Source organism: Bradyrhizobium sp. WSM4874 (assembly GCF_055811835.1).
In genome coordinates, this window is the sequence record NZ_JBVVPR010000017.1 from 1 (window position 1) to 15315 (window position 15315).

Below are 15315 nucleotides of genomic sequence, written 5' to 3' on the forward strand. Positions count from 1 at the left end.
CGCCCCCAGCCCCCCCTGCGGTTTTGCCGCAAAATTTTGGGCCCCCCCGGGGGGGTTTGGGGCCCGGGGCGGGGCGGGGGGCCGCCCGGCGGGGGTCTTGGGCGTGGGACTTGCGATCCACGCCAGGGAGACGCTTGATCTCGAGGGAAGCCGCGGCAGGCGCCGCGTCTTACTGGTAACCCCAGTCTTACTGGTAGCCCTTGGGGAACGGATCCGGCTCGACCAGATCGGCGGTCTCGTAGATCAGTTCGAACTGGCCATCGAGCTTGGCGCGTCCCACCCGGGTCTTCGACCAGAGGTGATGATTTTCGTGGATGCGCACATAGCCTTCCGGAGCGCCCTTGAACTCGATGCCCGGCGACGCCGCCGCGATCTTGTCGATGTCGAAGGAGCCCGCCTTCTCCACCGTCAACTTCCACAGCCACGGGCCAAGATAGGCAGCCTGGGTGACGTCTCCGATCACGGTTTTCTCGCCCCACATCTTCTTGAACGCCGGGACGAAGCTCTTGTTGTTCGGATTGTCGAGCGACTGGAAGTACTTCATGCAGGCATAGGCGCCCGCGATGTTCTCGCCGCCGATGCCGTCGATTTCGTCTTCGGTCACCGAGATCGTCAGCAGCGCCTGCTTGGAGAGGTCGATGCCGGCCGCCTTGAGCTGCTTGTAGAATGCGACGTTCGAGCCGCCGACGACGTCGGTGAAGATCACGTCGGGCTTGGTCAGCTTGATCTTGTTGATGACCGAATTGAACTGCGTATTGCCGAGCGGATAATATTCTTCGCCGACGACCTTGCCCTTCAGCACGTTCTCGACGTGCTTGCGCGCGATCTTGTTCGAGGTGCGCGGCCAGATGTAGTCGGACCCGATGAAGAAGAACGACTTCGCGCCCTTCTCCTTGGCGATCCAATTCAGGCCGGCGAGGATCTGCTGAGTGGCTTCCTGGCCGGTGTAGATCACGTTCTTCGACTGCTCGAGACCCTCATAGAAGGTCGGGTAATAGAGCATGCCGTTGTACTGCTCCATGACGGGCAGCACGGCCTTGCGGGACGCCGAGGTCCAGCAGCCCATGATCGCCGCGACCTTGTCGTTGACCAGCAGCTTCTTGGCCTTCTCGGCAAAGGTCGGCCAATCGCTGGCGCCGTCCTCCTGGATGAACTTGATCTTGCGCCCGAGCACGCCGCCCATGGCATTGATCTGCTCGATGGCGAGCTTTTCGGCTTCAATCGAGCCGGTCTCGGAGATGGCCATGGTGCCGGTCGCCGAATGCAGGATGCCGACCGTCACCTCGGTGTCGGTGACCGCGAGGCCCGTGGTATTGACCGCCGAGGTCGCCGGGGCCTGCGCAAAGGATGCTCGCGGCAGCATGGTGATGGCCGGGACGGCCGCCATTCCCATCAATAATTTGCGCCGGAGCGGCGATAACAGGCCCTTGTTCGCTTCGTCTGACATGAGCACCCCACTGTTGTTCGAGGACACGCGATTGGTGCCGTGAGGATGGCTCGAATTTGTGCACTGCAAGCATACGCAAGATCGCGTATACTGCACCGCAAAATGACGACGTAGGCTTTTGGTACGGGTTTTGCGAGGGGTCCGGTAAGTTCGGGAGTGGGAGTGGGGCTTAAGTGGCAGGGCGGCAGCGAATAGATCGCGTCAGGCGCCAGTACAACCAATGGGTCGCCAACCAGACGCTGGAAGACTACGCGCTGCGCTTCACCGCCAAGAGCGCGCGCCGTTGGTCCGCCGCTCGCGTAGCCAACACTGCACTCGGCGCCATCTCCTTTCTGGCGCTGGAGGCGATCGGCGGCACAATCACCCTGAACTACGGCGTCACAAACGCCACCGCAGCGATCCTCGTCGTCTCCACCATCATCTTCTGCTGCGGCGTTCCGATTGCCTATTATGCCGCCAAATGCGGCATCGACATTGACCTGCTCACCCGCGGCGCCGGCTTCGGCTATATCGGCTCGACCGTCACCTCGCTGATCTACGCCTCCTTCACCTTCATCTTCTTCGCGATCGAGGCGGTGATCCTGGCCACGGCGCTTGAGATGTGCTTCGGCATTCCCCGCCCGATCGGCTACCTCATCAGCGCGGTCGCGATCATCCCGCTTGTCACCTACGGCATCACGCTGATCAGCCGCTTCCAGCTTTGGACGCAGCCGATCTGGATCATCCTGCACATCCTGCCCTTTGCCGCGATCGCCTGGGCCAATCCTTACTCGTTCACGGAATGGCGCAAATTCGCCGGCGAGCACGGCGACCCCAGCGGACATTTCGATCTGCTGCTGTTCGGTGTCGCATCCTCCGTGGTGTTTTCGCTGGTGGCCCAGATCGGCGAACAGGTCGACTTCCTCAGGTTCCTGCCGCGCGACCGCCGCACCTCGCGAACGTCGTGGTGGACCGCCCTGCTGATCGCGGGCCCCGGCTGGATCATCTTCGGCGCGCTGAAACTGCTATTGGGCTCGTTTCTCGCCTTCTTCGCGCTGAGCCACGGTCTCTCCAGCGAGCTGGCCGCCGAGCCTGCGCACATGTATCTCGAAGCGTTTCGCTACGTGCTGTCGCAACCGGACATGGCCTTGGCACTCACCGGCGCGTTCGTGATCCTGTCGCAGCTCAAGATCAACGTCACCAACGCCTATGCAGGCTCAATCGCCTGGTCGAACTTCTTCTCGCGTCTGACGCATAGCCACCCCGGCCGGGTCGTCTGGCTGGTGTTCAACGTGATGGTGGCGCTGCTGCTGATGGAAATCGGCGTCTACAAGGCGCTGGAGCAGACGCTGGCGCTCTATTCCAATGTCGCGATCGCCTGGGTCGGCGCGCTGGTGTCCGATCTCGTGGTCAACAAGCCGCTCGGCCTGCGCCCGCCGCAGATGGAGTTCAAGCGCGCCCATCTCTACGACATCAATCCGGTCGGCGTCGGCGCGATGACGATCGCGACCATCGTCTCGATCGCGGCATTCTACGGCCTGTTCGGCTCGACCATGAAAGCGCTCGCGGCCTTTGTCGCGCTGACGGTCGCCTTCGTCACCGCACCCGTCATCGCCTGGCTCACCGACGGAAAATACTACATCGCGCGCAAGCCGAAGAGGAGCTGGGCCAATATCGAATCGATCCAGTGCTGCATCTGCGAGCACCATTTCGAGCCGGAGGACATGACTTCCTGTCCTGCCTATGCCGGCCCGATCTGCTCGCTATGCTGCTCGCTCGACGCGCGCTGCCATGACCTATGCAAACCGCATGCGCGCGCGCAGGTGCAATTCGCCGACGCGCTCGCCAGGATCTTGCCGCAGCCGATCTATCAGCGGATCAATTCGCAGTTCGGTCACTACATCGGTGTGTTCATGGTCTCGGCTGGCCTCGTCGCGCTGGTGTTGGGGCTGATCTACCTCCAGACCTCGGTCAGCGTGCCTGGCGAGAACATGCTCGTCTCCAACGTGCTCTGGAAGGTGTTCTTCTCACTCAGCATCATCATCGGCGTGGTGGCCTGGCTGTTCGTGCTGGCGCAGCAGAGCCGACGGGCCGCTGAGGCCGAGACCCGGCGCCAGACCACGCTGCTGATCCAGGAGATCGACGCGCACAAGCGCACCGACGCCGAGCTCCAGCGCGCCAAAGAAATCGCCGAATCCGCCAACCTCGCCAAGAGCCGCTACGTGGTGGGCCTGAGCCACGAGCTGCGCTCGCCGCTCAATGCGATCAGCGGCTATGCCCAACTCCTGGAGCAGGACACGACGCTCAGCACCAAGCCGCGCGACCAGGTCCGCGTCGTCCGCCGCAGTGCCGATCACCTCTCCGGCCTGATCGACGGCATTCTGGACATCTCCAAGATCGAGGCGGGGCGGCTGTACCTGTCGCGCGACGAGGTGCGCCTGAGCGAATTCCTCGACCAGCTCGTCGGCATGTTCCGCCTTCAAGCCGCGGCCAAGAGCATCGACTTCGTGTTCAGGCGGCCGGCGCATTTGCCGGTCGTGGTCTATGCCGACGAGAAGCGGCTGCGCCAGGTGCTGATCAATCTGCTGTCCAACGCGATCAAGTTCACCCAGGCCGGCAGTGTGCAGTTCGTGGTGCACTATCGCAGCCCGGTCGCCGAGTTCGAGGTGATCGACACCGGCCCCGGCATCCAGGGCGACGATCTCGAACGCATCTTCGCACCTTTCGAACGCGGCGCGCTCGGTGTCTCGCAGCCGCAGACCGGGACCGGGCTGGGCCTGACCATCAGCCGGCTGCTCGCCGGCGTCATGGGCGGCGACATCAAGGTCTCGAGCACGGTCGGCAGCGGCAGCACGTTCAAGGTCAAGATGCTGCTCTCGGAAGTCACCAATCCGCAGCGCATTGCGCCGGTGGAGGCCCCGATCTCCGGCTATCACGGCACGCGCAAGACCATCCTCATTACCGACGACGATCCCGTGCATCGCGGCCTCCTGCGCGAGGTGTTGACACCACTCGGCTTCATCCTGCTCAGCGCGCCGGACGGACCTGGCTGCCTGGCGCTGGCCCAGCACTGCCGGCCCGATCTGTTTTTGCTCGATATCTCCATGCCTGGTATGGATGGCTGGACGGTCGCAGAGACGTTGCGCGCGAACGGCCACCATCAGGCGCGCATCCTGATGGTGTCCGCCAGCGCGCTCGAGGCCCACGGCGCACCGCTGGCGCAGCCTTTCCACGACGGCTATCTGATGAAGCCGATCGACATTCCCAGGCTTTTGGAAGGCATCCGCCAGCTTCTCAAGATCGAATGGCAATACGGCTCGGACGAGATCGCCGTGCCGCTATGGCGGCCGGAGAGCGGCTCGCGGCCGCCTGTACGACACATCGAGGCGCTGATCGGGCTCGGTCAGATCGGCTACGTCAAGGCTATCCAGTTGAAGCTGGACGAGATCGGCAGTGAGCACCCCGAACATGCCGACTTCGTCGCGGAAATGCGGTCGCTGATCGACCGCTTCGATCTCGACCAGTACATGGCCACATTGAAGACGTTGCATGCGTATGAGCACTGAGTCGAAAAAGCGCGACGTCGCGCTCGTTGTCGACGACTCCCCGGAGACGCTGCGGCTGCTCACCGACGCGCTCGACAGCGCCGGGATGACGGTAATGGTGGCGCTCGACGGCGCGGCCGCAATGCGCATCGTCGACCAGATCACGCCTGACATCGTGCTGCTCGACGCGGTGATGCCTGGCATGGACGGGTTCGAGACCTGCCGCCGCCTCAAGCGCGATGCGGGCCTTGCCAATGTCCCGGTGATATTCATGACGGGGCTCGCCGAGACCGAGCACATCGTGCGCGGGCTGGAGGCCGGCGGCGTCGACTACGTGACCAAGCCGATCGTGATCGAGGAGATGCTGGCGCGCATCCGCGTTCATCTCGGCAATGCGCGGCTGACGCAAAGCGCACGCGCCGCGCTTGACGTCTCCGGCCGATTCCTGTTCGCGGTCAACCGCCAGGGCAAATTGTTGTGGGCGACCCCGCAGGCGCAGAAGCTGCTGACGGACCACCACGGCGCGCAGGCCGACGACGACTTCGTCCTGCCAGTATCATTGCTGCAATGGCTGGAGCAGGCCAAGGGCAAGGGCAGCTCGAAATCTCAGGCGGCTTCCCTGCCCGACAATCCTCAGCTCCGGCTGTACTACATGGGCGAGACCGCGCCGAACGAGTTTCTGCTTCGGCTGTCCAGGGAGTCCGGCACCGCGCCGCCACCCGAATTCACCAGCGAGCTCGGCCTCACCACCCGCGAAGGCGAGGTGCTGGCCTGGCTCAGCAAGGGCAAGACCAACCGCGACATCGCGCAGATTTTGGGCTTGAGCCCGCGCACGGTCGACAAGCATCTCGAGCAGATCTACTCCAAGCTCGGGGTCGAGAACCGGACTGCGGCGGCGGCGATTGCAACGAATGCGACAAGAAGGAATTCCTGACGCCTCCACCGCCGTCGTCCTGGACAAGCGCAGCGAAGCGGAGCGCCGATCCAGGACCCATTACCACAGTACGTGGTTTGGCGACGATTCTTTATGACAAGCTCGCGCCGCAACTTCTCCCTGGGGTAATGGGTCCTGGCTTTCGCCAGGACGACGGAGAAGCTTGTAGCGACACCTGCCTCTCCTCACCCGTACACAAACTCCCCGCCATCCAGATCCGTCTTCGGGATCTCGTCCTTTTCGGTCCAGTAATCCTGGCTGTGCTGCCATTCCGGCTTGTCCCCGCGCTTGGGCAGCAGGTCCATGTTGCGCATCATGTAGCCGGGGTTGAAGTTTTCCGGATCGATCCAGGGCAGGATCGGCATGTTGTGGTCTTCGGCGCGTAACTTGACCTCGACCTTCTTCTTGCCTTTGGCCTTCATGTGACCGAGCAGGCGGCAGACGAAGTCGGCGACGAGGTCGACGCGCAGCGTCCAGCTGGCGCGGAAATAGCCGAACACCCAGACCATGTTCGGCACGCCCGTGAACATCATGCCGCGATAGGTGACGGTGTCGCCGAAGTCGAGCGGCTTGCCGTCGACCTCGAAGGCGATGTCGCCGAGCGCCGCGAGATTGAATCCGGTTGCGGTGACGATGATGTCGGCTTCGAGCAGCTTGCCGGATTTGAGCTGGATGCCGTTCTCGACGAAACACTCGATCTCGTCGGTGACGACGGACGCCTTGCCACTTGCGATGCCCTTGAACAGATCGGCATCGGGCACGAAGGCGATGCGCTGCCGCCACGGCCGATAGCTCGGAGTAAAATGGGTGTCGACATCGTACTCCGGACCGAGCACCGCGCTGATCTGGCCGATCAGCTCCTTCTTCACCTGCTCGGGCTTGGAGATGCAGAGTTTCGTGAAGGCGTCCTGCTCGAACAGGATCTTGCGGCGGACTATCTCGTGGATCCAGGCCTCGTCGACCTGCAGCCGGCGCAGCTCCTCCGCGATCTCGATGGCGTTGCGCCCGAGACGGAAATAGGTCGGCGAACGCTGCAGCATCGTGACATGCGCGCATTTGTCGGCGATGTTCGGCACCAGCGTCGCCGCCGTCGCGCCGGAGCCGATCACGACGACCTTCTTGTTCGCGAGGTCGATATCATCAGGCCAGGTCTGCGGATGAACGATGCGGCCCTTGAAGCGATCCGTACCCTTCCATTCCGGCGTATAGCCTTCCGAATGGCGGTAATAGCCCTGGCACATCCAGAGAAAATTCGCGGTGAAGGTCTTTGGCTCGCCAGTGTCGGTCGTCACCGCCTCGATGGTCCAGAGGTTCTGCTCGCTCGACCAGCTCGCGGAATTGATCTTGTGCTTGTAGCGGATATGTCGCGCGATATCGTTTTCATCGATCACCTCGTTCATATAGGCGAGGATTTCGTCGGCGGTCGCGATCGGCGGCCCGACCCAGGGCTTGAAGCTATAACCGAAGGTGTGGAGATCGCTGTCGGAGCGGATGCCGGGATAGCGATGCGTGGTCCACGTGCCGCCGAACGTCGCCTGCGTTTCCAGGATGACGAAGCTCGCATCCGGAAGCTGCCTGGTCATGTGATAGGCGCTACCGATGCCCGAGATACCGGCGCCGACGATCAGCACGTCGAAATGTTCAGAAGCCTGTTTGGCCGTGGCGTGACTGCGAACAGCGACATTCATTGTTGCTTCTATGCCTTGCTTGTTTTTGTGGCCGCCCTTGATTGGGCGGCGCGTTTCCTCCGCGACGGACGTGGTTGCCCATCGCGCTTCCGCTTCAAGATGACATAGATCAGGACGCGGTCAAATCACAGCGCCGCACCCCAGCTCCGCGCGGTCTGCAAGATCCAGTCGCGATAGAGCGTGAGCGGCGTGACACCGGTCAGCCCGCCGCAGCCGGCGGCTCCGTTCGGCCCCGTGGACCAACTGATGACGCCGACGAGCACGGATCCGGTCGCCTTGTCCTCGAACACGGGACCGCCGGAATCACCGGTGCAGGCGCCAATTCCGTCGCGAACACCGTTGGTTACGGGGTCGACCAGCCGGATCTGGAGCGTGCCGGGCTGCCCCGTCGCGACGAGGCCGGCAACACGCGTCGCGCCGCCACTCTTGCCGTCGCCACGCACTGTGACGCCGATACCGGCGATGACGAAGCGGCTGCCGACCTGGATCGGTATATTCGGCGTCCCGACCGGCACCGTCGATTTTCCCTTGAGTGGAATTTCCAGTTGCAGCAGCGCCAAGTCGGCGGTAGCGCGATGCGCCTGCATTGCCTGCATGTTGAAATTCGGATGGATCGCGACGGTGCGGACGTTCAGCAATTGCGGCTGCCCGTCGGTGCCGCGATCGACGATCTTGTAGTCCGCGCCTGGCTGCACGCAGTGGGCAACGGTGAGCACAAGCTTTGGCGCAACCAGGGTGCCGGTACAGAAATTGCCGCGGGAGCCGACGATGGTGACGACGGCGCGCGCGACACCATCGGCCTGCGGCGTGCCGCCACCAACGATGGCATAGGCGGGCGTGGCGAGCAGCAGCGCGGATGTAATGAGGGTTACGAGCTTTTTCATGGGAACACGCTTCGGTGTCGGCATCGTTGACGGCGGTGGGATTGCTTCGGACTGGCCCTTGCCGATAGCGCATGCTAGCGCTCTTGGAAAGGAACAGACGAGGGCGGGATCTTGACGATCGAGGCTGTGATCTTTGATTTTGGTGGCGTGCTGACGAGTTCGCCGTTCGAAGCGTTCACGCGGTTCGAGACAGAGCGTGGCCTGCCCATCGACATCATCCGGCGCACCAACGCCGCCAATCATCTGGAAAATGCCTGGGCCAAGTTCGAGCGCGCCGAGGTCGATATCGACACGTTCGATCATTTGTTCGCGACGGAGTCGCTGGCGCTCGGCGCGGAGGTGCGCGGCCGCGATGTGCTGCCGTTGCTCCAGGGCGATCTGCGCCCCGAGATGGTCGAAGCGCTGAAGCGCATCAAGGCGCAATTCAAGACCGGCTGTATTACCAACAATCTGCCGGCCAATGCGATCGGCAGCATGACCGGGCGTTCACTCTATGTCGCCGAGGTGATGGTGCTGTTCGACCATGTCATTGAGTCCGCCAAGATCGGCCTGCGCAAGCCCGACCCGCGCATCTATCAGCTGATGGTCGAGACGCTGAAGGTTGATCCGAAGAATTGCGTCTATCTCGACGATCTCGGCGTCAATCTGAAGCCGGCACGCGAGATGGGCATGACGACGATCAAGGTGACCAGCGGCGCCCAGGCGATCGCCGAGCTCGAGGCAGCAACGGGATTGAAGCTGAGCTAGAGCCTCTTTCTCCGTCATTGCGCGCGCAGCGAAGCAATACAGACTGCCGCCGCGGAAAGACTCTGGATTGCTTCGCTACGCTCGCAACGACGACTGTGGCGAGATGTCGCCGAACCAGACCTACTCCGCGGCTGCAGCGATCCGCTCGGGAAACGCCGCAGCCAGCGACGCACGATCGGGCTTCAATACGCCGCGCTCAGTGATGAGGCCGGTGACGAGCCGCGCCGGGGTGACGTCGAAGGCATAGTTCGCGACCGGCGAGCCCTCCGGCACGATGCGCACCGTCTCAAGTCTTCCGTCCGCGGTGCGGCCGGTCATATCGGTGACTTCCGTGCCGCTGCGCTGCTCGATCGGGATGTCGCGGATGCCGTCATCGACGGCGAAATCGATCGTCGGCGACGGCAGCGCGACATAGAACGGCACGCCGTTATCATGCGCGGCCAGAGCCTTCAAATATGTACCGATCTTGTTGCAGACGTCGCCGTTGGCGGCAACGCGATCGGTGCCGACGATGGCGAGATCGACCATGCCGTGCTGCATCAGATGCCCGCCGGTGTTGTCGGGAATCACGGTATGCGCCACGCCGTGATGGCCGAGCTCCCAGGCCGTGAGCGAGGCGCCCTGGTTGCGCGGACGCGTCTCGTCGACCCAGACATGGATCTTGATGCCGCGCTCATGCGCGAGATAGATTGGCGCCGTCGCCGTGCCCCAGTCGACGGTCGCGAGCCATCCGGCATTGCAATGGGTCAGCAAATTGACGGTCTCGCCCGGCTTCTTCTTTGCGACGATCGCCTCGATGAGTTTCAGGCCGTTGCCGGCGATGCCACGGTTGATCTCGACGTCCTGCTCGACGATCTCGTCGGCGCGCGCATAGGCAGCTTCGGCGCGCTCCAGCGGATCGATCGGCGCGAGGCTCGCGCGCATCTCGTCCAGCGCCCATTTCAGATTGATCGCGGTCGGCCGCGCCACTACGAGCGTGTCGTAGGCACGCTTCAGGCCGGCGTCGGAGGCGTCCTCGCGCATCGCGAGCGCCATGCCGTAAGCTGCGGTCGCGCCGATCAGCGGCGCACCGCGCACCAGCATGTCGCGGATGGCGAGGGCCGCGTCCTCGCATGAGGTCAGCTTCGCAACAATGAACTCATGCGGCAGCCGGCGCTGGTCGATCGCTCCGACCGACCAGCCGTCGCGCTCACGCCAGATGCTGCGAAAATGCTTGCCGTCGACCTTCATGGCATTCTGCCTTTCGTATCACGTGCGCAGGATGCGCCCGGCCACCGCATCGAGCTTCTTCAAGAGCTCGGGATCGCGCGCCTCGGGCGCGGTGATCAGCGCGGTATCGAGCGCGCGGTCCGAGCCGATCGGGCACGGCTCATGCTCGCGCGGGAAGTCTTTCGCCAGCCGCGCCACCAGCGCTTTTGCCTTGTCGGCATTCGAGCTCAGAACGCGGATGATGTCCTGCACGGTGACGGCGTCGTGATCGGGATGCCAGCAATCGAAATCCGTCACCATCGCAACGGTGGCGTAGCAAAGTTCGGCCTCACGCGCGAGCTTCGCTTCGGGCATGTTGGTCATGCCGATCACGGAATAGCCCAGCGTCTTGTAGGTCGTGCTTTCCGCATAGGTCGAGAATTGCGGTCCCTCCATGCAGACATAGGTGCCGCCGCGCGCAAACGCGATGCCCTCGGCTTCGGCCGCCGTGGCGAGATGGATGCGCAGCCGCGGTGAGACCGGGTGCGCCATCGACACATGCGCGACGCATCCCCTCCCGAAAAACGAGCTCTCGCGCTTGTGGGTGCGATCGACGAACTGGTCGACGAGAACGAAGGTTCCCGGCGGCAGCTCCTCCCTGAACGAGCCACAGGCCGACAGCGAGATCAGGTCGGTGACGCCGGCGCGCTTGAGGACGTCGATATTGGCGCGATAATTGATGTCGGAGGGCGAGAGCCGGTGGCCCTTGTCGTGGCGCGGCAGGAACACGATCGGCAGGCCGGCAATGGAGCCGCGCCGCAGGGGCGCCGACGGCTCACCCCAGGGGCTGTTGATCACCTCTTCGCGAGCATCCTCCAGCCCCGGCAGATCGTAGATGCCGGAACCGCCGATGATGCCCAATACCGCCTGCGTCATGCTTGCTCCACCCCGTTCGCGCCTTCGCGATTCCGTGGAGAAGCTATGCCAGTTTTATGTGGGTTTTGGAACGGGTGATGGGGCGGGAAGTGCTGTCAGGAGGACGCGCGCCAGCGCGCCTGACTAAGCCGCGGCCGCCGACTGCAGCTGAGCCGAGACCATGCGCTCCAGCGTCTCGACGGACTGGAAGTTCTCCGGTGTGATCTCGGCCTGGGGAATCGTGAAGTCGAACTCGGCTTCGACACCGAGCATCAGATTGACCATGTCCATCGAGGTGAGGCCGACGTCGACGAGCTTAGCCTGCGGCGTGACGTCGGCGGAGAGCGCGTTCTGGGCGAGGATGCCCTTCACCAGCTTGATGATGCGATTGCGCAATTCGGTATCGAAAGCCTGCATCGGTAAATTCCCATCTGTCGACAAAGGTCGGACCGGTTGCCGGCTACGATGGGCACGGCAGGCCGATCCCGCAATGGACACCACCATTACTTCGCGTTTCTTAGTAAACGATGACTCAGATTTTCTGGATTTCTGGCTTCTTACATATCCCTAATGCGATCGCGGGAATCCGGACGATGCAAACAACCCGAACTTAACTGTTCGTTCGGAATTGGGCTTTGTTTACCCTCTATTTCATCGACGAATTTGAATTAAATCCGTAGCCTCATCTCATAAGCAAAGATGGTCGAAGGATCGCTCAAGCGGCATCGCGAATGATGCCGGCGATCCCGAACGGCAAACCGGAGGCGGACGAGTATGAACGTGCGTGAAGCAGTCCTCACTGTCGACGAGACGCAGACGAGCTTTCTCGAGCAGGGTCCCTCCCTCATCGAACGCGCCGCTCGAACCGCTGCCACAGCGGCTGCCGACGCAGACGGGGTCGATCGCGATGCCCGCTTCCCCCACAAGGCCTTCGAGGTCGCGCGTGAGCAGAAGCTGCTCGGCGTCATGATCCCGGCCGAGTTCGGCGGCTTCGGTGCCTCGATCCACGACGTCTCCCACGTCTGCTACACGCTCGGACGGGCCTGCGCCTCCACGGCGATGATCTACGCCATGCACACGACAAAGGTCGCCTGCGTCGTCAGGCACGGCCACGGCATCCCCTGGATGGAAACCATGATGCGCCGGGTCGCGCGCGACCAGTGGCTGCTCGCCTCCTCCACCACCGAAGGCCAGAACGGCGGCAACATCCGCGCCAGCGCAGCCGCTGTCGACGTCGCAGGCGACACCGTCTCGCTGCTGCGCGACGCCACCGTGATCTCCTACGGCGCCGAAGCCGACGGCCTCGTCACCATCGCCCGCCGCGCCACCGACGCTTCTGCGTCCGACCAGGTGCTGCTGGCCCTCGCCAGGGACGATTATTCGCTGAAGCGGACGCTGGGCTGGGAGACGCTCGGCATGCGCGGCACCTGCTCGACCGGTTTCGAGCTGAAGGTCGACTGCCCGACCGACCGCGTCTTTCCGGAAGCCTACGACAAGATCCACGCCCAGACCATGACGCCGTTCGCGCATCTGTGCTGGTCCTCGGCCTGGGCGGGTATCGCTGCAGCTGCCGTCACCCGTGCGCAGGCCTTCGTCCGCAAGGCGGCCCGCACCTCAGGCGGCCAGATGCCTCCGGCGGCCGCGCATTTCACCGCCGCCAAGATGTCGCTGGCCAAGCTGCGGGCGCTGATATCGGCCAATATCGACGCCTTTGCTCGCGCCGAGCACGACGAACGCGCGCTCGGCTCGCTCGACTTCCAGTCTTCGATCACGCTTCTGAAGGTGCAGGCTTCGGAGCTCGCGGTCGAGACCGTGATGCATGCGATGCGCACCGCAGGCCTTTCCGGCTACCGCAACGACGGCGAGTTCACCATGGGCCGCCACCTGCGCGACGTGCTGTCGTCGCCGATCATGATCAACAACGACCGCATTCTGGCCAATGCCGCGACCTCGACCCTGATGAGCGGCGTGCCCTTGAGCCTTCACGACTGACGTGCCTTCACGACCAAACCAACAAGAACAATTTTGAGATAGCAGGACACCGAACCATGAACATTGCCGTCCTCCCCAATTCGCCCGAGATCGCCCCGCAAATCGCGGACCCGCTCGATCATCTCGCCGACAAGCTGTTCCACCCCATGGGCTCGGACGGCGTCTACGCCCGCACCGCGCTTTATGAGGGCATCGTCGAGCGGCTCGCCGCACTGATCACGAGCCATCGTGAAGCCGGCACCGAGGTGATGCGATTCCCACCGGTGATGAGCCGTTCACAGCTCGAGAAGTCCGGCTACCTCAAGAGCTTTCCGAACCTGCTCGGCTGCGTCTGCGGCCTGCACGGCACCGAGCGCGAGATCAACGCCGCGGTCAGCCGCTTTGATGCCGGCGGCGACTGGACCAGCTCGCTCTCGCCGGCAGACCTCGTGCTGTCGCCGGCGGCCTGCTACCCCGTCTATCCGATCGCGGCGAGCCGCGGCCAGTTGCCGAAGGGTGGCCTGCGTTTCGACGTCGCCGCCGACTGCTTCCGCCGTGAACCGTCAAAACATCTCGACCGGCTGCAATCGTTCCGGATGCGGGAATATGTCTGCATCGGCAGCCCCGATGACGTCGCTGATTTCCGCGAGCGCTGGATGGTGCGCGCGCAGGCGATCGCGACCGATCTCGGTCTCAGCTTCCGCGTCGACTATGCCAGCGATCCGTTCTTCGGCCGCGTCGGTCAGATGAAGGCCGTGAGCCAGAAGCAGCAGCAGCTCAAGTTCGAACTGCTGATCCCGCTGCGCTCGGAAGAGCAGCCGACCGCCTGCATGAGTTTCAATTATCATCGAGAGCATTTCGGCACGACCTGGGACATCCAGGACGCCAATGGCGAGCCGGCCCATACCGGCTGCGTCGCCTTCGGCATGGACCGCCTGGCCGTCGCCATGTTCCACACCCACGGCACCGACCCTTCCGCCTGGCCCGCCAAGGTACGGGAGATCATGGGCCTGCAGCCGCAGATCGCGGCCGATGCCCACGGCGAAGGCTGGCGCTAACGGAACGAGGCCGGTCATTTCCACGGGAAAGACGAGCGTGATCCATACCAAGGTCCGATGCCGCGAGATCACCGAGTCCGACGTCGATGCGGTCGCGGATTTGCTGACGCGCGGCTTCGTCGGCCGCTCGCGCGGCTACTGGATTCAGGGCCTGCGCCGGCAAGCCTTCCGGCCGGTACCGGACGGCTACCCGCGCTTCGGCTACATGCTCGACAATGATGGTACGCCGGTCGGCGTGCTGCTGCTGATCTACACGGCGCGGAGGGACGGCGATGAGACCGCCATCAAGTGCAATTTGTCGAGCTGGTACGTCGATCCGGCCTACCGGAACTACGCCCCGCTCCTGACCAAGATCGCGCAGCGGCACAAGGACGTCACCTATCTCAACATCAGCCCGGCGCCGTGGACCTGGCCGATCATCGAGACCCAGGGCTTTCGCGCCTATTGCAGGGGTATATTCTTCTCGGTGCCTGCTCTGGCGCGGGTCCCGCGCTGGAGCAAGATCGAGGTCATCTCGCAGCACGCCAAAACGATCGACGGGCTTTCCGATGCCGAGACTGATCTATTGACGCGGCATGCGCGCTACAATTGCCTCAGCCTCGTCTGCCGCACGCCAAATGGAACGTTCCCCTTCATCCTGCAACCGGTGCGCATCCGGCGTGGCATCATTGCGCCGCCCGCGATGAAGCTGATCTACTGCCGCAACGCGGCCGAATACACCGAATGCGCGGGCCGCATCGGCCGGCTGCTGCTGCGGCTCGGCAAGATCGCGGTCGCCGTCGATTCCAACGGCCCGGTTCCCGGCCTCGTCGGCATCTACACCGAGCGTCGCGGCCGCAAATATTTCAAGGGCCCGCACCGGCCGCAGCTCGCCGACCTCACGGATACGGAACTCGTGCTGTATGGGCCGTAGTTCGTGTTTTGAACCAGATGTCATCCGGGCCCAGCGCGCAATTACG

The 15315-nt window shown here is 63.5% G+C and carries 12 protein-coding genes; 6 read left to right on the forward strand and 6 right to left on the reverse strand.

The window, feature by feature from the left end; translation table 11 throughout:
* Window positions 1-187 precede the first annotated feature (187 nt).
* The gene (urtA, locus tag AC0L3P_RS18810) at window positions 188-1447 is read right to left on the reverse strand and encodes an urea ABC transporter substrate-binding protein (protein WP_007615926.1); all 1260 of its coding nucleotides are present in this window, start codon (window positions 1445-1447) and stop codon (window positions 188-190) included.
* A 173-nt stretch (window positions 1448-1620) separates the two neighbouring features.
* Between urtA and AC0L3P_RS18815 the strand changes: the two genes are divergently transcribed.
* Together AC0L3P_RS18815 and AC0L3P_RS18820 are read left to right on the forward strand one after the other, a co-directional pair.
* Window positions 1621-4992: a hybrid sensor histidine kinase/response regulator gene (locus AC0L3P_RS18815; RefSeq protein ID WP_473303851.1), complete on the forward strand. Its 3372-nt coding sequence runs from the start codon at window positions 1621-1623 to the stop codon at window positions 4990-4992.
* Entirely contained in the window at window positions 4976-5905 is a 930-nt protein-coding gene (locus tag AC0L3P_RS18820) for a response regulator (RefSeq protein WP_275168553.1), read from the forward strand. The genes AC0L3P_RS18815 and AC0L3P_RS18820 overlap by 17 nt, the downstream gene beginning before the upstream one ends.
* A gap of 185 nt (window positions 5906-6090) precedes the next feature.
* Here AC0L3P_RS18820 and AC0L3P_RS18825 read toward each other — a convergent pair whose 3' ends face one another.
* Window positions 6091-7593 (reverse strand): flavin-containing monooxygenase, encoded by a 1503-nt coding sequence (locus tag AC0L3P_RS18825; protein WP_275168554.1) that lies wholly within the window; start codon window positions 7591-7593, stop codon window positions 6091-6093.
* A gap of 125 nt (window positions 7594-7718) precedes the next feature.
* Window positions 7719-8477: a S1 family peptidase gene (locus AC0L3P_RS18830; protein WP_275168555.1), complete on the reverse strand. Its 759-nt coding sequence runs from the start codon at window positions 8475-8477 to the stop codon at window positions 7719-7721.
* 111 nt (window positions 8478-8588) lie between these two features.
* Between AC0L3P_RS18830 and AC0L3P_RS18835 the strand changes: the two genes are divergently transcribed.
* Window positions 8589-9224 carry an HAD-IA family hydrolase gene (locus AC0L3P_RS18835; protein WP_354063766.1) on the forward strand — a complete coding sequence of 212 codons (636 nt, stop codon included), beginning with the start codon at window positions 8589-8591 and terminating at the stop codon, window positions 9222-9224.
* Window positions 9225-9344: 120 nt separating this feature from the next.
* Here AC0L3P_RS18835 and mtnA read toward each other — a convergent pair whose 3' ends face one another.
* The 3 genes from mtnA to AC0L3P_RS18850 form a co-directional block, all read right to left on the reverse strand.
* A complete protein-coding gene (mtnA, locus tag AC0L3P_RS18840; RefSeq protein ID WP_275168558.1) occupies window positions 9345-10454 on the reverse strand; it encodes an S-methyl-5-thioribose-1-phosphate isomerase in 1110 nt (369 codons plus the stop codon).
* An 18-nt stretch (window positions 10455-10472) separates the two neighbouring features.
* Window positions 10473-11348, reverse strand: coding sequence for an S-methyl-5'-thioadenosine phosphorylase (locus AC0L3P_RS18845; RefSeq protein WP_473303858.1), 876 nt, complete (start codon window positions 11346-11348; stop codon window positions 10473-10475).
* 123 nt (window positions 11349-11471) lie between these two features.
* Complete coding sequence (locus tag AC0L3P_RS18850) at window positions 11472-11744, reverse strand: phosphopantetheine-binding protein (protein WP_354063760.1); 273 nt, start codon at window positions 11742-11744, stop codon at window positions 11472-11474.
* A gap of 357 nt (window positions 11745-12101) precedes the next feature.
* On the opposite strand from AC0L3P_RS18850, the gene AC0L3P_RS18855 reads away from it, so the two are divergent.
* From AC0L3P_RS18855 to AC0L3P_RS18865, 3 genes are read left to right on the forward strand one after another with little or no spacing between them, the layout of a single operon-like run.
* Window positions 12102-13319 (forward strand): acyl-CoA dehydrogenase family protein, encoded by a 1218-nt coding sequence (locus tag AC0L3P_RS18855; RefSeq protein ID WP_473303863.1) that lies wholly within the window; start codon window positions 12102-12104, stop codon window positions 13317-13319.
* Between the two features lie 56 nt (window positions 13320-13375).
* Window positions 13376-14356, forward strand: coding sequence for an amino acid--[acyl-carrier-protein] ligase (locus AC0L3P_RS18860; protein WP_275168565.1), 981 nt, complete (start codon window positions 13376-13378; stop codon window positions 14354-14356).
* Between the two features lie 37 nt (window positions 14357-14393).
* The gene (locus AC0L3P_RS18865; RefSeq protein WP_473303866.1) at window positions 14394-15269 is read left to right on the forward strand and encodes an acyl-CoA acyltransferase; all 876 of its coding nucleotides are present in this window, start codon (window positions 14394-14396) and stop codon (window positions 15267-15269) included.
* Window positions 15270-15315: the final 46 nt, after the last annotated feature.

What these genes read in the sequence shown, in the direction of transcription:
- AC0L3P_RS18830 (WP_275168555.1), bottom strand. Translation starts at nt 8,477, where the DNA reads ATGAAAAAGCTCGTAACCCTCATTACATCCGCGCTGCTGCTCGCCACG.
- AC0L3P_RS18820 (WP_275168553.1), top strand. Translation starts at nt 4,976, where the DNA reads ATGCGTATGAGCACTGAGTCGAAAAAGCGCGACGTCGCGCTCGTTGTC.
- mtnA (WP_275168558.1), bottom strand. Translation starts at nt 10,454, where the DNA reads ATGAAGGTCGACGGCAAGCATTTTCGCAGCATCTGGCGTGAGCGCGAC.
- AC0L3P_RS18845 (WP_473303858.1), bottom strand. Translation starts at nt 11,348, where the DNA reads ATGACGCAGGCGGTATTGGGCATCATCGGCGGTTCCGGCATCTACGAT.
- AC0L3P_RS18860 (WP_275168565.1), top strand. Translation starts at nt 13,376, where the DNA reads ATGAACATTGCCGTCCTCCCCAATTCGCCCGAGATCGCCCCGCAAATC.
- AC0L3P_RS18855 (WP_473303863.1), top strand. Translation starts at nt 12,102, where the DNA reads ATGAACGTGCGTGAAGCAGTCCTCACTGTCGACGAGACGCAGACGAGC.
- AC0L3P_RS18825 (WP_275168554.1), bottom strand. Translation starts at nt 7,593, where the DNA reads ATGAATGTCGCTGTTCGCAGTCACGCCACGGCCAAACAGGCTTCTGAA.
- AC0L3P_RS18850 (WP_354063760.1), bottom strand. Translation starts at nt 11,744, where the DNA reads ATGCAGGCTTTCGATACCGAATTGCGCAATCGCATCATCAAGCTGGTG.
- urtA (WP_007615926.1), bottom strand. Translation starts at nt 1,447, where the DNA reads ATGTCAGACGAAGCGAACAAGGGCCTGTTATCGCCGCTCCGGCGCAAA.